Genomic DNA, 16,826 nt, shown 5'->3' with positions numbered 1-16,826 from the left:
ACTATTTGTCGGACATTACCGACGGCTTCCGGTTCATGAGCGGCCGCGGCAACCGGGAGGAAAGCAAAACGATGTCGGTCGGAATCCGCCACGACGATTTGCGCCGGCGCAACCGGGCGATGGTGATCTCGGCGGTGCGCCGGGCCGGCCAGCCATCGCGTACGGAGATCGCAGCCACCACCGGCCTCAGTCATTCAACCATATCGGCGATCTCCTCCGACCTGATACGGGAAGGCATCCTCGCCGAGAGCAAGGCAAGTGAGCCCGTTTCGTTGAAACGCGGTCGTCCGCAGGTCGGCCTCGCCCTCAACCCGGAAGCGGCGGCGGTGCTGACCGTGGTGTTGTCGCTGAATTTCCTGTCGGCCGCCATTATCGACTATGCGGGACAGGTGGTCGCCGAGGAACAGCGCCGGCTGGACACGCTGACCATGCCGCGCGACGAACTGATCCGCGAATGCAGGGCCATCGTCCGGCGCCGGCTTGAGGACCCAGACCTTGACGTCCGCAGTGTCGCCCGCATCGCCCTGGCGATTCAGGGCATTACCGACTCCCCTGCACGCGCCATGCTGTGGTCGCCGATCACGCCGCAGACCGACATCGCCTTTGCCGACATGCTGGAGGACGAATTCGGTATCCCGGCCACGGTGGAGAACGACTGCAATATGATGGCGGTGGCTTTGCGCTGGCGCGATCCGGATCGCTATCGCGACGACTTCATCGCCATCCTGCTTTCGCATGGCATCGGTATGGGGCTTGTGCTGAAGGGCGAACTGTTCACCGGGACGCATTCCTCGGGCGGCGAATTTGGCCACATGATCCATCGTCCGGGCGGAGCGCTCTGCCGTTGCGGGCGGCGCGGCTGCGTCGAAGCCTATGCCGGCAACTATGCCATCTGGCGCAACGCCAGGCAGATGAGCGAAGACAGCGAACCTATCGCCGACGTCAGCGACGCCGACATGCGCGCTCTGGCGGCCCGCGCGCGCGAGAAGGATGGGCCGGAACGCGAGGCCTACCGCAAGGCCGGCGAAGCGCTGGGTTTCGGTCTCGGCTCGCTGTTCGCGCTGATCGATCCAGCACCGGTCGCGATGGTCGGCGCCAGTGCCGCTGCCTTCGATCTGATCGAGCCGGCCTTGCGCAAGGCCATCGCCCAGACCGCCGGTGGCCAGCATTCGGGCTCGATCTCCTTCGACACCGAGCCAAACGAATTGCCGCTGATCCGCGAAGGCTGCGCGATGCGGGCGTTAAGCTTCGTCGACCAGGAGATTTTCGCGCCGGGCGCGCAAATGAGGCCCGGCGTCAGAAGGAACGTCGCCTGACCAGGCGGGTCAATCTTCCCTGATCGCATAGCCGGCGCCGCGGATGGTGCGGATGACATCCGGCATGCGGCCGTTATTGACGGCTTTGCGCAGCCGCCCGACATGCACGTCGACGGTGCGTTCGTCGATATAGATCGTCTCGCCCCAGACATTATCGAGCAACTGGCTACGCGAGAAGACGCGGCCCGGATGCCGCATCATGAACTCGAGCAGCCGGAATTCGGTCGGCCCGAGCCGGATCTCGCTCTTCTTGCGATAAACCCGGTGCGATTCGCGATCGAGCACGATGTCGCCGACCTTCAGCACGCTGGACAGCACTTCCGGCTTGGCGCGCCGCAGCAGCGCCTTGACCCTGGCCATGAATTCCGGTGTCGAAAACGGTTTGACCAGATAGTCGTCGGCGCCGGTCGAAAGACCGCGCACCCGGTCGCTCTCCTCGCCGCGCGCGGTCAGCATGATGATCGGCAGCCGCTCGGTTTCGGGGCGCACGCGCAACCTGCGGCAGAGCTCGATGCCGGAAACCGCCGGTATCATCCAGTCGAGCACCAGAAGGTCGGGCACATTTTCCTGCAAACGGATCTCGGCTTCGTCGCCGCGTGTCACCACCTCGACCTGGTAGCCTTCGGATTCGAGATTGTAGCGGAGCAGCACGCCCAACGGCTCCTCGTCCTCCACCACCATTATGCGTGGTGCGATCATCGGCTGGGCACCCCCATCATGTCACCGGTGCAGGCATTGTCGTTTCGTCCTGCTTCGGACGATTGACCGGCAATTGCTCGCCGGTCAGCACATAATACGCATTTTCGGCGATGTTGGTGACATGGTCGCCGATCCGCTCGAGATTCTTGGCGCAGAACAGCAGATGCGTGCAAGCGGTGATGTTGCGCGGATCTTCCATCATGTAGGTCAACAGCTCGCGGAACACCGACGTGTATTTGACGTCGATGCGCTCGTCGGCGGCGCGCAGCTTGGCCAACGCGGCCGCATCGCCTGCAGCATATTCCTCGATGACGCCCTGCACCTGGATGAGCACTAGCTGCGCCATCGCATCGATGGAATGCGATAGGTCGCGCGGCGTGACGCTGAGGCCGACCGCGCTCACACGCTTGGCGATGTTCTTGGCAAGGTCGCCGATGCGTTCGAGGTCGCCGGCCATGCGGATCGCTCCGACGACATGGCGCAGATCGTGAGCCATTGGCTGGCGCTTGGCGATCAGGGTGATGGCGCGATCGTCCAGTTCGCGTTGACGCGCATCCATGATGGCGTCGTCGGAGACGACGCGTTGCGCCAGCACGTTGTCGGAATTCAACAGGGCCTTGGTCGCCCCGCCGACCATCGAACCGGCGAGGTCGGCCATGTCGCGGATCAGCTTGCTGATCTGCTCGAGATCCTCGTCGAAAGAAGCGACTGTGTGTTCGCCCATGGTCCTGTCCTCATATGCATGATCGGAACGGCTCAGCCGAAGCGGCCGGTGATGTAGTCCTGCGTGCGCTTCTCGCGGGGCGACGTGAATATCTTCTCGGTCCGGTCGAACTCGACCAGTTCACCCAGATACATGAAGGCGGTCTGGCGCGACACGCGCGCCGCTTGCTGCATGTTGTGGGTGACGATGACGATCGTGTAGTCGGCTTGCAGCTCGTCGATCAGTTCCTCGATCTTGGCCGTCGACAGCGGGTCGAGGGCCGAAGCCGGTTCGTCGAGCAGAATGACTTCCGGCTTCACTGCCACGGTGCGGGCAATGCAGAGCCGCTGCTGCTGGCCGCCGGACAGGCTCAAGCCGCTGGCGTTTAGCTTGTCCTTGACCTCGCTCCACAGCGCGGCCCGCTTCAACGCTTGCTCGACGCGGCCGTCCATCTCGGACTTGCCGAGATTCTCGTAGAGCCTGACGCCGAAGGCGATGTTCTCATAGATCGACATCGGGAACGGCGTCGGCTTCTGGAATACCATGCCGATCTTTGTCCTGAGGAGGTTGAGATCCTGCGACCGGTCGAGAATGTTCTTGCCGTCAAGCAGCACCTGGCCCTCGGCGGTCTGTTTCGGGTAGAGCTCGTAGATGCGGTTGAAGACGCGCAGCAGCGTCGATTTCCCGCAACCCGAAGGGCCGATGAAGGCCGTGACGCTGCGCTCGGGCAGCGACAGGCTGATGTCCTTCAGCGCCTTGCTCTGGCCGTAGTAGAAGTTGAGGTTCTTGACCTCGATCTTCGTCTTCTCGGTGACCGTTTCGGTCATCGTCATGTCTGGGGACAACATCTGTGTCATCTGTCCTCTCTGCGTCCGGTAAGGCTGCGGGCGAGGATGCTCAAGCCCAGAACCGTCAGGGTGATTATGAGTGCGCCGGTCCACGCCAGTTGCTGCCATTCCTCGTAAGGGCTGAGAGCGAACTGGAAGATGGTCACCGGCAGGCTGGCCATCGGCGCGTTGATATTGCTGCTCCAGAACTGGTTGTTGAGCGCGGTGAAGAGCAGCGGCGCCGTCTCGCCGGAAATGCGTGCTATCGCCAGCAATATGCCGGTGACGATGCCGGACAATGCGGCGCGGTAGGCGACCGAACGGATCACCACCCAGCGTGGTGCGCCGATCGCGGCACCGGCTTCACGCAACGCGTTCGGCACCAGGTTGAGCATGTCTTCAGTGGTGCGCACGACCACCGGAATGACCAGGATGGCAAGCGCCACGGCGCCGGCAATGGCCGAGAAATGTCCCATTGGCCGCACCATCAATTCATAGACGAACAAGCCGATGATGATCGACGGCGCCGACAACAGGATGTCGTTGATGAAGCGGACGACGGTAGTGATGCGCGAAAAGCGTCCATACTCGGCCATGTAGGTTCCCGCCAGCACGCCGATCGGCGTGCCGACGACAACGGCGATGATCGTCATCAGCAGGCTGCCCGCGATGGCATTGAGCAGGCCGCCGGCCTCGCCCGGTGGTGGCGTCATCTCGGTGAAGACCGCGAACGAAAGCCCGGCTGTGCCCTTGTAGACCAACGCACCGAGGATGAGCGCCAGCCAGGCAAGCCCGATGCCGGCGGCGACGACGCAAAGCGCCATCATCACCGAATTCCTGGCTTTGCGGCGGCTGTGGAGCGATGAGGATGTCGACATCGGTCAGGCTCCCGTACGGGCGTCGATCCGCATCAGCATATAGCGGGCGGCGGCAAGGATCAGGAAGGTGATGACGAACAGGATCAGGCCGAGCGCGACCAGCGAGGAGGTGTAGAGGTCGCCGTCGGCCTCAGTAAATTCATTGGCGATGGTCGCCGAGATCGTCGTGCCCGGTGCGAACAGGGAGGCACTGATGCGATGCGCGTTGCCGATGACGAAAGTCACCGTCATGGTTTCGCCGAGTGCCCGGCCGAGGCCAAGCATGACGCCGCCCATGATGCCGATGCGGGTATAGGGAATGACCACGCGCCGGGTCACCTCCCAGGTCGTGCAACCGATGCCGTAGGCCGACTCCTTCAGCACCGCCGGCACCGTATCGAAGACATCCTTGGTGATCGAGGTGATGAAGGGCAACACCATTATGGCGAGGATCAGCGCCGAGGTCAGAAGGCCGATGCCGTAAGGAGGGCCGGCGAAAAGGCTGGATAGTCCCGGCACGCCGTGGAAGATGTTGATGATGAAGGGCTGTATCGTCGTCTGCAGGAATGGCGCGAACACGAACAGGCCCCAGATACCATAGATGATCGAGGGAATGCCGGCCAATAGCTCAACCGCTATGCCGATCGGGCGCCTGAGCGGGCGCGGGCAGAGCTCGGTGAGAAAGATAGCAATGCCGATGCCGATCGGAACCGCGATCAGGATGGCGATGGCCGCCGTTACCAGGGTGCCGTAGATCGGCGCCAGTGCGCCAAATTTTTCCGTGACCGGATTCCAGCTCTCAGTCGTCAGGAAAGAAAAGCCGAAGGACGACAGCGCCTGCCATGAGCCGGCAAACAGCGAGATCGCGACACCGCCGAGGATGACCAGCACAAGGATTGCGGAAGCGCGGGTGAGTCCGCGAAATATGGCATCTGTGAGCGCGAAGCGCCGCACCGTAGCGTCCCTGGCCCGGGCTGCTGCAGATGATGGCATGGCATCGGAAGCGATGGTCATTGGGTCCTCGCGATTAAAGGCAACAGGGAGGGCGCCGTCGACGCCCTCCCTGGAGGAGATTACATAGCCGAGTAGAGCGGCTTGCCATCGTCGCCGACGACTTCCTTGGCCCACATGGCCTTGACGCTCTCAACCACCTTGTCGGGCATCGGAACGTAGTCCAGCTCGCCGGCCATCTCGTCGCCCTTGTCATACGCCCAGGCGAAGAATTTGAGCGCTTCGCCGGTGGTCGCGGCGTCGTCCGGCTTCTTATACAGGAGGATCCACGTCGCCGCCGTCATCGGCCAGGACTCGGCGCCCGGCTCATTGGCGAGGATCACCCCATAGCCCGGCTGCGAGCTCCAGTCGGCATTGGCCGCTGCCGCCGAGAACGCGGCTGCGGTGGGCTCGACCTTCTTGCCGTCCTTGTTGATCATGTCGGTGTGGGTGAGCTTGTTCTGCTTGGCGTAGGCGTATTCGACATAACCGATCGCGCCGCCGGTCTGGGAGACGTTGTTGGCAACGCCCTCATTGCCTTTGGCGCCGATGCCGACCGGCCATTCCACGGCCTTGTCGACGCCAACCTTTTCTTTCCAGTCCGCGCTGACGTCGCCGAGGTAATAGGTGAAGTTGAACGTCGTGCCCGAACCATCGGAACGGTGAACGACCGCGATCGCTTGCGAAGGCAGCTTGACGTCGGGATTGAGCTTCTTGATCGCCTCGTCATCCCAGCTCGTGATCTTGCCGAGGAAGATGTCGGCCAGCGTCGGGCCGTCGAGAACCAACTCGCCCGGCTTGATGCCTTCGAGATTGACGACCGGAACGATGCCGCCCATCACCATCGGGAACTGAGCCAGTCCGGACGCTTCAAGCTCGTCGCCCTTGAGCGGCGCATCCGAAGCGCCGAAGGTAACGGTCTTGGCCTTGATCTGCTTGATACCGCCGCCGGAACCGATCGACTGGTAGTTGAGGCCAACGCCGGTGTCTTTCTTGTAGGTGTCGGCCCACTTCGCATAGATCGGGTAGGGGAAGGTGGCGCCGGCGCCGGAGATGTCCGCGGCGAGCGCGGAGGACAGGGTGAGGGTGGTCGTCGCCGCCATTGCAATCGCAACGGCCGCCGAGCGGATGAAATGTCTCATGTGGCCTGCTCCTGTTCGGAATATGGTCTCTCGGCGCCATTCCTCCGGCGCCCGCTGAGGCCAATAGCCCCCGATTATTACAGTCGCATGACAGTTTCATGTCGCTCCGGTAACGTCGTCCAGCCGGGTTAAGAAGGAGCGGCCGCGGGCTTTGTCGGCATGGGCCGCGGTTTGCCGCTGGAATCAGCAGCTTGCGTGATTTCCGGCCGGCATCGTCGGCTCGGCGATCGCAGCCACCGGCTTTAAAAGAAAAAAACCGGACGGGAGCGCGTTGCATGCAGCCAGAACGTGTCATGGCCGCGCCATCGCCGAAACAGGTCCGTTGGGGTAAATCTGACCCTGTTTCTTGCCGGCGGTCGCTGCTCCCGCCCGTAACTGGAGGAGCGGAACTTCGAACATCCCATTGTCGCCACTGAGCGCGGCTTTGGTATGGTGCGATCGCACCATGGCCTTACGCTGGAAGCGTTGACGAATCGCAAGTTTCTAACTCGCGCTGGATCCCCATTCGCGCCCGACTCGGCGCTCGATCTTCGAGCAAGGCCTTCGACGGGAAGCGCGACGACTTCTACTTCACGGTATCTACTCCCTTCGCCCTATTCCGCCGGTTGTCGGTTAGGCCGAAGCGGCGTTATAAGCTTGCAGGGGTATTGCTGATGTCTCGACGGATTCTGCCTGTCTTTCTGTGCCTGGCGCTGCCTCTGGGAAGCGGCTGCGCTCGCAGCTATGACGGCACCGTGATCATTCCCAAGCCGCTCGATGTTCGCCGGTTCTGGGACCGGCCTTCGCCGCAGGCGCAAGCCGAACAGTCGCAACTGGAGACCGACGTCTTTCCAGTGGCGCCGCAAACGACGAAAAGGCCGGCGATGCGCAGGAATGCAGCTTCCGTTGCAGCGCCACGGAGGAGGGCCACCAACAACCCACCCGTGCTGTCGCCGGAGCCGACGAAGGCGCTAACTTGCAGGAACGTCAGCGAGCCCGGCAAACGTGCCCGCATGGTCTGCGAATAACCAGCCGACGTCGGTCGACGGCCCTACGCCTCGAAGCGGCTATCCGGTCAAAAGTTCGCCGTCTCGGAACATCGCCCGCCTAGGTCAGTTCGCCGGGAAAAAGGCCGGCCCGACCACTCTCACCGGCCGCGCGCCGATCGCCCTTTCGATCGACTGATGCTGGGCAGCGCCTTGCACCTCGGCAACCGGCGTTTTTGCCTCTGCAGGAACGGCACCGGCGGTTTCGATCCCGGATTCAGGAATTTCCGCGACGATGCCAAAATCCGGTTTTGCCGTCGGCAAAGGAATGATGGCGTTGGTCATGTTGGCCGGTGTCACGGTTCGTGCCCTGAGTTCGGCGACGCGCCGATAATAGCGCTTGACGTCGCAGGCCTTGAAGTTCGCGTCGTCGCGGTACCGGAACGCGGCAGGTAGCTCCACATAGGGTTTTCCCGACTGGAGCGCGACCATCTCTTCAGTCTCGCGAGTAGCGTCGCTCAGCGTGTAGAGGTCGACGCCGGCATCGTCGCAGATATAGCGGCACTGATCGACCGTTTCCTTCAGATCGTCGCTCTTGGCGAACTGCGATTTTGGCGCGGGGAAGAAATATCCGTCCGACAAGCGAACGCAAAACAGCATCCGATTGCCGCCCATTGTTGCGCCTGCGAACTGGGGTTTGGCTACTGTGCGCTGCTGCGCCGGCTGTTTCTTGGCAGCGGGGGCGGCGCAGCCCAGCGCGACAAACCTGGCCTTCAATCCGGACGTGTCCCTGCCCGAATTCGACAGTCTGGCGATCTGGCGTTGCACCTCCGCCTTGCTGGCGACCAGGTCGGCGCAGGGGTTGAAGAAGAAGCCGGCCGTTTTCGCCGTGCATCGGCGCTGTCTCTCCAGCCTTTGAATCGCGGCGAGTTGCCGGCGCAGTTGCGCAAGCTCGGGGCTGGTCCCGCCGCTGCGCCCCGCCGAAAGCAATTGGCTCCTGACAGCACCGCAGCTATCCGCGTAGGAGAAGGATGTGCCGAGCGCAATGGCTATTGCCGACACCAGCATCAGAATCGTGAGGAGCCAGAAGCGTGTCATTGGAACGACCATTGTCCTTGTTGCACCGAGAACAGGATTTCTTTGTCGACTATGGATAAGTTCTGGCTAAATCAGTTTTATCTAATTGAAGTAGACCACACGACCATCGGAGACTTAAGTTCTAGTGTAGTACATCCACTCGCGTGAATTCAATATTACATTTTTATTTCAAGATTGAGACGAACCGGCAGCAACGACGCCCGCCACGGCGAAACTTTGAAGCGCGCGGCTGGTTCCGCACCGCGATCAATCCGGCGTTACCGGCCGGCCGTTGCTGAAACCTTAGCCCCAGGTTCGGCGTTGAGCGTCCAACGGAGGAGACCGCAAATGTCGATCCACTTCACTGTCGCGGGGCTGACCAGGAATCTGTTCCATTCACTTGGGTTGGACCATGAACGCGTACCAAGGCCACTCGACCACGAGCAGAGGCTTTTGCTGGAGTGCTATCTCGCCGGCCAGATTCCGGAATCGGCCTGGAGCGACTATGTCTTCGAGATGCCGGAACTGGCGCGACATGTCGAGGCCAGACGAAGCCGCCACTAGATCCCGAAAAGTGGAATCCGGTTTTTGGAAAAGATCAAGGCGAAGCCTTCACTCGCGGTGCAGCCTGTTCTTGTTTGGGCGAGTTGAATTGCAGAGTGAACACCTTGCCCGGGATGCCTTCGGCCAGCGCCGGTGAAAAGCTCAACGGCAGGCAATGGTCCACGGCCGCGACCGCCGCGTCGACAAAAGCTTGGCGCGCCTTCTCCTCGCCGGCGACGCGGATGGCGGTCGGCTTGGGCCGGCCGATCAGCGTGCCATCGCGCCTGAAGCTGAAGCTCAGGGTGACGGTGGAATTCCCGGCATTCGCCGGAGGGGTCCAGCACGCCTGGATGGCAGCCCCGACCTCGGGCATGGTGTTGAGCGTCGCTGCATTCGATTGACCGGTTGCGCCCACCAGCATGGCGCCTGCGATCACGATCATTCCAGCAATGCTTTTCATGGCAGGGCCTCTGTCCTTGAACCGCCCTCGAGGACGGGACGAACTTCGATGGTAGGGCCGACAACGGCGATGACAAGATGGCGGCGACGCGTTTCATCAGCCATGCAGGCGTCGTGAAACGCCGTCTGGCGCAACTTCGGCAGGGGCTGAAATAAGCAAAAGGCCGGCGCGCAGCCGACCTTTGCTTCCCTTCCGCGCCAGTACATCCGTGGTCGCGGGCTGGAGGTGGATTCAGTAGAAAGGGTTTAGGTTAACGAAACCTTAAGCTCCCCACATCGTGCAAACAGGGGAGATTAAAATCCCCAGTTCATTACCGGCTCCTGCAGACGTGCGGACGACCGCTATTGGCATGTGCCTCAGGCGTTGGCCTGCGACCTCACATAGGCGATATAGCCGCGCACGTCGCCGGCCGGCTCGGCATAGGCCTTGCCGAGCTTCTTCTCGATCGCCGCCATATAGTCTTTTGCCCATTGGGGCAACGCGTAGTCGATGACGGCGAGGAACTCGAGCGTCGCCGCCAGACGGATGTCGGCGATCGACGGGTCCTTGCCGCCGATGAACGGCTTGCCGTTCCTGAAGAAGGAGTGAAACACCTCCAGCGGCTCGGCTATCGCTTCCATAGCGGCCTTCTGGGCTTCCGACTTCTTGTCGGGATGAGCGTCGCTGTGGCCGACCTCGCCGGCATATTGCGGGAAATTCAGTGCAGGATAGGTGGCGCGCGCCACATAGGGGTAGAGCGTCCCGATCACGTAGAACATGGCGCTGTCGATCATTGCCCGCTTGGCCGGCGCCTTGGGATATAGTTTCTCCAGGCCGTGCTTGTTGGCGAGGTACTGCATAATGGCGCAGCTTTCCCACAAGACACCTCTCGGCAGGCCCTTGTCCTCGATCATCGGCGTCAAATGGGCCGGGTTTCGCGCCATATATTCGGGCGAGCGCGTGAGGCCCCATACGTCGGTCTCGGAATGGTCGAGCCCGGCCGCGCGCGCGAACACCCGAACGCTCATATTGTTGACGCTCGGCTTCAGCATGCTGAGCGTGAGCGCCGGCTTTTTCGCCGGTTTCGCCTTGGTCTTCGCGACCTTTTTGGCGGAGACCTTCGTCGCCGGCTTTGCCACTTTCGCCGCTGACTTGGCGGCGGCTTCGGCCGCCGGCTTCGCTCCTGGCTTGGCTGCCTTGGCCGCGGGCTTCTTTGCACTCATGGTTGCTGTCTTTGCCATTATATCCTCCCTTTGTTCGGCGTGCCGTCAGTACGGATTTTTCGGTGCGCGATCCTCCGACAAGGTCGTGCGCGAACGCTCGACAAGCGCCTGGATCGCATCGGCAAGGTGCACCTCGGCGATGTTGTAGTCGCCACGCGCGACACGCAGCTTGTGCGCCTCCATCAGCACGTCGGCATGGCTGAAGCCGGCCGGCGGCTCGAAGCGGTAGGAGGCGAGTTCGATCAGCAGGCCGAGCGGATCCTCGAAATAGATCGAGTCCATGAAGCCGCGATCCTTGACGCCGCTGTGCTTGATGCCGCGCTCGTCGAGCCGGGCGACCGCCTGCAGGAAGGTGACGCGCGACACCGCAAACGCGATGTGATGCACGCAGCCCGTATCGGTCGGCGTGCGCCGTTTCTCCGGCGTGCGGCTCTCGTCGGTGAAGACGGTGATCAGCCGGCCATCGCCCGGATCGAAATAGAGATGGCTTTCGGTGGCTTTGTCGAGGTTGGGCTGCTCGAAGATGAAAGGCATGCCGAGCACGCCCTCCCAGAAATCGATCGAGGTCTGACGCCCGGCGCCGACCAGCGTGATGTGATGAACGCCTTGTGACTGCAGCTTCTGCATCTGACTCCTCCCGGCCACGCCGTCTTGCAGCCGAACGGAAGTTCGGATGCCCAGTCGCGCTTGGATCAGCGCCCGGCATGTGATCGCGCCCGGCCTCGCTCGCCTTCGCTCCGCATTCCGCATCCTGCAGGAGTGCGGCCGGAGCTTTGATGAACGGATGCTAGTTCAATCCGAGGCGTTGCGCCAGAAGCGCTGAGTTTCAAGAACTCCACGCAGGCGCCAAGAGCGCGGACGCCTTCGCCGAGCTCGCCGAAACGATCCGTGGCCGGCAGCTGTAATGGTGCGGCTGCCCGCAGGTCGCTGGGTTTCCCGAGCGGCCGGTTTGGCGACGGCAGGTCAAAGGGGCCTCGTTGACGCATGCCGCGCCTGGTTCGGATTACGGGCATCCGTGGCCCTAGATGAAAATCACATATTCTTCATCGGCACATCGGGATCGACATGTCCCCCATCGGCAGTGATCTTCAGCCTTGAGAGGTAGTGCTCCCATCCCCTTCGGTGGCTGTCACGCTCCTTTGCGTTCGGCAGTCCGCTATGCGTGAAGCGGATCAGTGTCCCCGCATCCCTCGCGATCAGGTCGATCTCGACATGGCTGGAGCCGGGCGGCACGGTCTCGTTGTCTTCCCAGCCAAAACTGTAGGCGAGACGGTGGACCGGGATCACCTCGGTGAACTCACCGCGCGCCATGTGGCGACCACCGACATTGACGAGGAACAGACCGCCCGGCGATGCATCCAAATTCGCTTCGGTCCCGATCCATCGCACGATCTGGTCCGGATCCGTCAAAAGCGCGAACACGGTCGCTTGTGGCGCCGCGACCTCAATCTCTGTGTAAACCGATTCCGCCATCGCTCACTCCAGGTCACATCCGCATCGAATGCCGTGCAAGCGAATATGGGGAGTTGCAAGAAGATGTTCGAGGCGTAAGCATAAGCCGGTGCCGAGTGATCTTCTACCGATGCTTCTCGCAAACTCGCTTTCATTCCTTCTGGACGACGCCGCGCATATTGGCGACGGTGGCCGACTTCTATTGCAGCTCTCAACGCATTTGATGGAAGACGGCTTGCCGATCATCGCCGGCGCACTGGCGCAGGATGCTCCCGACCCGATTATCTCACGCCGCATCTGGCTCTGGCGAGCGCCTGGGGGTGAAGTGGTCGAGGCTTTGGGGATAGGCGCCGACCGCCAGAATGCCGATCCCCGGCTCGTGCTGCGGGAGTGGCTTGGCACGACGCGGGCGATCGTGTTCGACGAGCGAGCGGGCGGTGTCGCACCGACTTTGGTGTGGGCGTTCGACCATACTCCGGATGATGCGCAGTCAGAGCTGCTGCGGCAAATCTCCCGGTTTGCTGCGGCTCCGATGACCGCACTCGCAGAACGGTCCGCGAAACGCGCATTGCTCGAAGCATATTTGGGAAAGCGCAGTGCAGCACATGTGCTCAACGGTCATTCTCGTCGAGTAAGGGGAGAGACGATACGGGCTGCGCTTCTGTGCGCGGACCTTCGAGGTTTCACTGATCTATCCGAGGTTTATGATGCAGACGAGATCGTATTGGTACTTGATGCCTGGTTCGATTGCGTCGCCGGCGCGGTGCACGCATTTGGTGGTGAGGTTCTCAAGTTTATAGGTGATGGCGTCCTCGCGATTTTCCCGATTGGCGAGCGCGATGCAAATGCCGCATGTGACGCTGCGGTCCGAGCCGTGAAGGCTACGCGCGCCGGGATAGATCATCTCAACCAAACTCGGCGCCGCAATGGCGGCCCCGAGCTCGGATATGGCATTGGCCTGCATGTCGGCGAGATACTCTGGGGGAATATCGGCACTGCCGGCAGGTTGGACTTCACCGCGATCGGCAAGGCTGTAAATCTTGTCAGCCGCATCGAAGGGCTGTGCAAGCCGTTGGGACGGACGGTGCTCGCGTCGACAGTGTTCGAGGCAGAAACTACCGAGCCGATGATCGCCATGGGCAGTCATCCGCTCGGAGGAATAGCAGGCGCGCAAACGCTTTTCGGCTTGCCGGAATAGATCGAATGGTTGAGCGCGCCGTGGATGTGCCGTTCGCAGCATATCTTAGTATCGTGCGAAGCCATGACTGAGAGAAATTCGAACGGCAAAGAAGCTACGATACTGCAACTGGAGTATGGCGGGTTTAGAGCCCAGCCATGCGCGTCGCGCGCAGCTTCGCTGGCCGGTGCTAAGGGCCGAGTATTCCCGGCATCCACCCTTCAAGGGAGAGGCGCCTTCGCCGAGCTCGCCAAAACGATCCGCCGCCGGCAGCTGTAGCTCAGGTCGGCTCCAGGCAGTGCCGACCAGCGTGATGGACGCCTTGCGATTGTAGTTTCTGTATCTGGGTCCCCCCGCGTGGCATCGACTGCCCTGGTCAGCGCGACGTTCTGCGCGCCGCTAAGCGGTGCCTCAAGACCCATGATGCAATGCTAATGCAATCAGCTCCGCTGCGCCAGAAGCGGCAATGAGCCAAACCCGCCGCGACCTAAGGCGATGGATCGGATTGATGGTTTGCCGAGAGCTTGGAGAGACTTGGTACGCCCAAGGGGAATCGAACCCCTGTTCCCGCCGTGAGAGGGCAATTGCATATTATACGGCCCGTCCCCGTCTGTTCTCAATTGTCCACGCCTGTTTCGTCTCTGTTCGCTAAAGATTCACGCACACATTAGCTAGCGTCTCCCATTGTGTCAGGGCGTGCACGGGCGTATATTTGACGAATATTTGACGGTTTAGTGATTCCCCCATGGCCAAGACATTGACGGAGGCGGCGCTAACAACCCGCAATGCGCGCGCCGGACTTCCGCAGGGTGTGCACTGGCGCGGGCTGAGCCCCGACGTTCATCTTGGATACCGGAAGCAAAAACGCGGCGGGCGCTGGCTGGTGCGTTGGTATCAGGGCGATCAGAAGTACAAGCAGGAAACGCTTGGCACGGCGGATGACGGCAAATTGGAAGCCGATGGCGTGTTGTGCTTGACGTTCGAGCAAGCCAAGACAGCGGCGGCAAAACATGTTTCGACCAAACGCGCTGACGATCTGGCGGCAGTTGATGGCCCCGCCCCCACCGTGGGGCTAGCAATCGACGCCTATTTGGTCGCACAGGAAGCCCGCGAACTAGCCAGGGACGGGGAAAAGGCAAGCCGGGGTGACGCTCGCTTGAGATTGACACGCCATGTTCTCTCGTCTCCGCTAGCAAGCAAAATGCTTCATTTGCTGAAAGAGAGTGACCTTTCGAAATGGCGCGATGGCCTATCCAGTGATTTGGCCGCAACAACCGTTCAACGCATCATCAACGATTTGAAGGCCGCTCTAAACGCAGCGGCGACAAAGCATCGCGCGCGGCTCCCTGCTGAAATCCCGCTGATTATCAAGAATGGCCTCGCTGCTTCACATGCGGAAACCCCGACCGCCCGCGACAAGTTGGCCTTGCCGGATTCGGACATTCGCCGCGCCATTTTGGCCGCAGCGACAGTGGACGAGCGCGAAGAATGGGACGGGGATCTATTACGTCTCGTCCTGGTGTTGAGCGCGACAGGGGCGAGGTTTTCCCAGGTCAAGCGCCTAGCGGTTGGCGACGTGCAGCAGAATCGGCTGATGGTGCCGACCAGCCACAAGGGCCGCGGCGTTAAGAAAGCGTCTCACAGCGCGGTGCGAGTGGGGGCCGATGTCATGACGGCGCTGCGGCCGGTAGTCGCCGGTAGGCGTCCCGGCGAGCCGTTGCTAGAGCGCTGGCGGCATAAGCAGGACAAGGGGCAGGAGAAAGCCGTTTGGGTCCGCGACAGTCGGGGACCATGGGTTACCGCCTCGGAACTCTCGCGGCCATGGGCTGAAATTGTCAAGCTGGCAGAGCTTCCAGCCGGGACCATCCCTTATGCTTTGCGGCACTCTTCCATCGTTCGCCATCTTCGAAATGGTTTGCCGGTTCGCCTTGTGGCGGCGCTGCACGACACAAGCGCGCGGATGATCGAGACGCATTATTCATCGGCCATCATTGACGCACTGGACGAACTGTCCGCCGGGGCGGTGGTGCCCCTGATGCCTCCCGAAAGTGATGACGGCAAGGTGGTCCCTTTGCGCGTCGGCTAGAGCTTCATAGATCGCAGGGATAGGACGGCCATCCGACAAGCTGGATACGCACCACCAGTTTCCCTGCGGCCCTCAAGGTGCGTCGCGAAGGTGCTGCGATGAGTGCTCGTGCTGAATTTTGGAGAGATCCACGCCGGTGGCCCGTCAATGTCCCCGGCTTCGTGTTTGCAGCGCGCGCCGTTACTGAAGTGGGCAAAGCGGTTTATGGCGAGGCTTGGACTGGCGCCGAGCCAATTTCGAACGATCCATTCAACTTTCCAAGAATTCCCTTGCTCGGCGGCAAGCTTGGCCGCTTAACCCAATCGAGCGCGAAACCATGGCAAAAGGAAAGCATCAACTCGCTCCTGCGAAAGCACCGGCCCGAATTTGGAAGAACGCCGGTCGAGTATAGAGCCTATGGTCCAAAGCCCCTGGTGTTCTCAGAAGATGAATGGTCCGCCGGTTTAGATCTTGCAGAGCAAGCGGACGAAAGCTTGACTGCGTTGCGGGCGCGCTTTGATGGCGCAGTTGCGCACATAGTCAGAGCGTGCGCAGAGGGAGAACTGGTTTCTGCTTTGCGTCCCAAAGAAGGGGGCAAGATGAGCGATCCGTTGCCCGCTCACATGTGGCATACCGAACGCGCCGCCGTTCGCTTTGATTGGGGACAGATGAACCCACACAAGCCATTTGATTCTGGTGTTGGCGGTGACGCTTATCAGTTCGTCTATTTCGGCAGGGAGAGCCTTGATAGGTTGAAGGCTAGCATCTCAAAGGCTGGGACCCGCCCCGCGCAGCAGCCAAACGAGGTGTCAGGCTCGAAAGCGAAAGCGTTCGAACGCGAGTTTCGCCGCATTGTGGACGCCTCGCCCACGCGCCGAACTCATTCCAAGGAAGCTCTCTATAAGCTCGCCCACCAGGTATCGAAAAGGGAAGTGGACCGTATCCGCGGACTTGTTTTGGACGACTATCCTGAGGAAACAATGCGGGCTTGGAGGGGGGCGGGCCGCTCTGCTCAGGAAATCGACGCGGGGTAATCGATTCCACCTTTGAAAAATCGCCTCCCTAATCGATGCGCGAAATAATCGCGCCCCCGTTTTTATGTAATCGGCTCTTTGTCATCTTCATACCATGCACAAACGTCCCCGTGCATCCAAATGGAGACAAAGCGCAGATGACCACAATCTCAGTCGATATCGCCGACGCTGTGAGCATGTCCGGCATTAGCCGGAGCGGCCTCTATAAGCTGTTCAAGGCCGGGAAAATTACACCCCGCAAAAACGGCAAGCGAACGCTCGTACTAGTTTCCGAGCTCCAAAGCTACGTCGAATCCCTACCGAAAGCGGAGGGATGA

18 protein-coding genes are annotated in these 16,826 nt (G+C 61.3%); 7 read left to right on the top strand and 11 right to left on the bottom strand.

What is annotated here, in order from left to right:
- Positions 1-71: 71 nt before the first annotated feature.
- Positions 72-1,316: an ROK family protein gene (locus NKH83_RS01870; protein ID WP_352476196.1), complete on the top strand. Its 1,245-nt coding sequence runs from the start codon at positions 72-74 to the stop codon at positions 1,314-1,316.
- A 9-nt stretch (positions 1,317-1,325) separates the two neighbouring features.
- On the opposite strand, the gene phoB is transcribed toward NKH83_RS01870, so the two are convergent.
- Genes phoB through pstS form a run of 6 tightly spaced genes read right to left on the bottom strand, consistent with a single transcriptional unit; the run spans position 1,326 to position 6,534 of the window.
- The gene (gene phoB / locus NKH83_RS01865) at positions 1,326-2,015 is read right to left on the bottom strand and encodes a phosphate regulon transcriptional regulator PhoB (RefSeq protein WP_031212149.1); all 690 of its coding nucleotides are present in this window, start codon (positions 2,013-2,015) and stop codon (positions 1,326-1,328) included.
- 16 nt (positions 2,016-2,031) lie between these two features.
- On the bottom strand, positions 2,032-2,739 hold the full coding sequence (gene phoU / locus NKH83_RS01860; RefSeq protein WP_352476194.1) for a phosphate signaling complex protein PhoU: 708 nt from the start codon (positions 2,737-2,739) through the stop codon (positions 2,032-2,034).
- Between the two features lie 32 nt (positions 2,740-2,771).
- Positions 2,772-3,575 carry a phosphate ABC transporter ATP-binding protein PstB gene (gene pstB / locus NKH83_RS01855; RefSeq protein WP_254816571.1) on the bottom strand — a complete coding sequence of 268 codons (804 nt, stop codon included), beginning with the start codon at positions 3,573-3,575 and terminating at the stop codon, positions 2,772-2,774.
- A complete protein-coding gene (pstA, locus tag NKH83_RS01850; RefSeq protein WP_023720929.1) occupies positions 3,572-4,423 on the bottom strand; it encodes a phosphate ABC transporter permease PstA in 852 nt (283 codons plus the stop codon). The genes pstB and pstA overlap by 4 nt, the downstream gene beginning before the upstream one ends.
- 3 nt (positions 4,424-4,426) lie before the next feature.
- Positions 4,427-5,416, bottom strand: a complete 990-nt coding sequence (gene pstC, locus NKH83_RS01845; RefSeq protein ID WP_352801833.1) for a phosphate ABC transporter permease subunit PstC — start codon at positions 5,414-5,416, stop codon at positions 4,427-4,429.
- 59 nt (positions 5,417-5,475) lie between these two features.
- Positions 5,476-6,534, bottom strand: coding sequence for a phosphate ABC transporter substrate-binding protein PstS (gene pstS, locus NKH83_RS01840; protein ID WP_352476192.1), 1,059 nt, complete (start codon positions 6,532-6,534; stop codon positions 5,476-5,478).
- Between the two features lie 653 nt (positions 6,535-7,187).
- Between pstS and NKH83_RS01835 the strand changes: the two genes are divergently transcribed.
- Positions 7,188-7,541: a hypothetical protein gene (locus NKH83_RS01835; protein ID WP_254816568.1), complete on the top strand. Its 354-nt coding sequence runs from the start codon at positions 7,188-7,190 to the stop codon at positions 7,539-7,541.
- Positions 7,542-7,625: 84 nt separating this feature from the next.
- On the opposite strand, the gene NKH83_RS01830 is transcribed toward NKH83_RS01835, so the two are convergent.
- The gene (locus NKH83_RS01830) at positions 7,626-8,597 is read right to left on the bottom strand and encodes a DUF2865 domain-containing protein (RefSeq protein ID WP_352801832.1); all 972 of its coding nucleotides are present in this window, start codon (positions 8,595-8,597) and stop codon (positions 7,626-7,628) included.
- Between the two features lie 327 nt (positions 8,598-8,924).
- On the opposite strand from NKH83_RS01830, the gene NKH83_RS01825 reads away from it, so the two are divergent.
- Entirely contained in the window at positions 8,925-9,140 is a 216-nt protein-coding gene (locus NKH83_RS01825; RefSeq protein WP_352649246.1) for a hypothetical protein, read from the top strand.
- 34 nt (positions 9,141-9,174) lie between these two features.
- Here NKH83_RS01825 and tolA read toward each other — a convergent pair whose 3' ends face one another.
- From tolA to NKH83_RS01805, 4 genes are all read right to left on the bottom strand, one after another.
- Positions 9,175-9,579 (bottom strand): cell envelope integrity protein TolA, encoded by a 405-nt coding sequence (gene tolA, locus NKH83_RS01820; RefSeq protein WP_352801830.1) that lies wholly within the window; start codon positions 9,577-9,579, stop codon positions 9,175-9,177.
- A 356-nt stretch (positions 9,580-9,935) separates the two neighbouring features.
- Positions 9,936-10,799 (bottom strand): glutathione S-transferase family protein, encoded by an 864-nt coding sequence (locus NKH83_RS01815; protein WP_352801828.1) that lies wholly within the window; start codon positions 10,797-10,799, stop codon positions 9,936-9,938.
- A 27-nt stretch (positions 10,800-10,826) separates the two neighbouring features.
- Entirely contained in the window at positions 10,827-11,408 is a 582-nt protein-coding gene (locus NKH83_RS01810; RefSeq protein ID WP_352801826.1) for a VOC family protein, read from the bottom strand.
- Positions 11,409-11,813: 405 nt separating this feature from the next.
- On the bottom strand, positions 11,814-12,254 hold the full coding sequence (locus NKH83_RS01805) for an SRPBCC family protein (RefSeq protein ID WP_023678521.1): 441 nt from the start codon (positions 12,252-12,254) through the stop codon (positions 11,814-11,816).
- 109 nt (positions 12,255-12,363) lie between these two features.
- Here NKH83_RS01805 and NKH83_RS01800 point away from each other — a divergent pair, with 109 nt between their 5' ends.
- The 4 genes from NKH83_RS01800 to NKH83_RS01785 all read left to right on the top strand — a co-directional run bounded on the left by NKH83_RS01800 (position 12,364) and on the right by NKH83_RS01785 (position 16,826).
- Positions 12,364-13,431 carry an adenylate/guanylate cyclase domain-containing protein gene (locus tag NKH83_RS01800; RefSeq protein WP_352801824.1) on the top strand — a complete coding sequence of 356 codons (1,068 nt, stop codon included), beginning with the start codon at positions 12,364-12,366 and terminating at the stop codon, positions 13,429-13,431.
- A gap of 724 nt (positions 13,432-14,155) precedes the next feature.
- Complete coding sequence (locus tag NKH83_RS01795; RefSeq protein WP_352801823.1) at positions 14,156-15,496, top strand: site-specific integrase; 1,341 nt, start codon at positions 14,156-14,158, stop codon at positions 15,494-15,496.
- 98 nt (positions 15,497-15,594) lie between these two features.
- Positions 15,595-16,509 (top strand): hypothetical protein, encoded by a 915-nt coding sequence (locus NKH83_RS01790; RefSeq protein ID WP_352801821.1) that lies wholly within the window; start codon positions 15,595-15,597, stop codon positions 16,507-16,509.
- Between the two features lie 35 nt (positions 16,510-16,544).
- The gene (locus tag NKH83_RS01785) at positions 16,545-16,826 is read left to right on the top strand and encodes a helix-turn-helix domain-containing protein (RefSeq protein WP_352801819.1); all 282 of its coding nucleotides are present in this window, start codon (positions 16,545-16,547) and stop codon (positions 16,824-16,826) included.

Origin of the sequence: Mesorhizobium sp. M0909, assembly GCF_040319515.1 — a bacterium.
Taxonomy (GTDB): domain Bacteria; phylum Pseudomonadota; class Alphaproteobacteria; order Rhizobiales; family Rhizobiaceae; genus Mesorhizobium.
Note: the sequence above shows the minus strand (reverse complement) of the source record. Positions and strands in the feature narration are given on the sequence as shown.

What these genes read in the sequence shown, in the direction of transcription:
- pstS (WP_352476192.1), bottom strand. Translation starts at nt 6,534, where the DNA reads ATGAGACATTTCATCCGCTCGGCGGCCGTTGCGATTGCAATGGCGGCG.
- pstC (WP_352801833.1), bottom strand. Translation starts at nt 5,416, where the DNA reads ATGACCATCGCTTCCGATGCCATGCCATCATCTGCAGCAGCCCGGGCC.
- pstB (WP_254816571.1), bottom strand. Translation starts at nt 3,575, where the DNA reads ATGACACAGATGTTGTCCCCAGACATGACGATGACCGAAACGGTCACC.
- NKH83_RS01870 (WP_352476196.1), top strand. Translation starts at nt 72, where the DNA reads ATGTCGGTCGGAATCCGCCACGACGATTTGCGCCGGCGCAACCGGGCG.
- pstA (WP_023720929.1), bottom strand. Translation starts at nt 4,423, where the DNA reads ATGTCGACATCCTCATCGCTCCACAGCCGCCGCAAAGCCAGGAATTCG.
- NKH83_RS01785 (WP_352801819.1), top strand. Translation starts at nt 16,545, where the DNA reads ATGCGCGAAATAATCGCGCCCCCGTTTTTATGTAATCGGCTCTTTGTC.
- NKH83_RS01790 (WP_352801821.1), top strand. Translation starts at nt 15,595, where the DNA reads ATGAGTGCTCGTGCTGAATTTTGGAGAGATCCACGCCGGTGGCCCGTC.
- NKH83_RS01830 (WP_352801832.1), bottom strand. Translation starts at nt 8,597, where the DNA reads ATGACACGCTTCTGGCTCCTCACGATTCTGATGCTGGTGTCGGCAATA.
- NKH83_RS01825 (WP_352649246.1), top strand. Translation starts at nt 8,925, where the DNA reads ATGTCGATCCACTTCACTGTCGCGGGGCTGACCAGGAATCTGTTCCAT.
- tolA (WP_352801830.1), bottom strand. Translation starts at nt 9,579, where the DNA reads ATGAAAAGCATTGCTGGAATGATCGTGATCGCAGGCGCCATGCTGGTG.
- phoU (WP_352476194.1), bottom strand. Translation starts at nt 2,739, where the DNA reads ATGGGCGAACACACAGTCGCTTCTTTCGACGAGGATCTCGAGCAGATC.
- phoB (WP_031212149.1), bottom strand. Translation starts at nt 2,015, where the DNA reads ATGATCGCACCACGCATAATGGTGGTGGAGGACGAGGAGCCGTTGGGC.
- NKH83_RS01800 (WP_352801824.1), top strand. Translation starts at nt 12,364, where the DNA reads ATGCTTCTCGCAAACTCGCTTTCATTCCTTCTGGACGACGCCGCGCAT.
- NKH83_RS01805 (WP_023678521.1), bottom strand. Translation starts at nt 12,254, where the DNA reads ATGGCGGAATCGGTTTACACAGAGATTGAGGTCGCGGCGCCACAAGCG.
- NKH83_RS01815 (WP_352801828.1), bottom strand. Translation starts at nt 10,799, where the DNA reads ATGGCAAAGACAGCAACCATGAGTGCAAAGAAGCCCGCGGCCAAGGCA.
- NKH83_RS01835 (WP_254816568.1), top strand. Translation starts at nt 7,188, where the DNA reads ATGTCTCGACGGATTCTGCCTGTCTTTCTGTGCCTGGCGCTGCCTCTG.
- NKH83_RS01795 (WP_352801823.1), top strand. Translation starts at nt 14,156, where the DNA reads ATGGCCAAGACATTGACGGAGGCGGCGCTAACAACCCGCAATGCGCGC.
- NKH83_RS01810 (WP_352801826.1), bottom strand. Translation starts at nt 11,408, where the DNA reads ATGCAGAAGCTGCAGTCACAAGGCGTTCATCACATCACGCTGGTCGGC.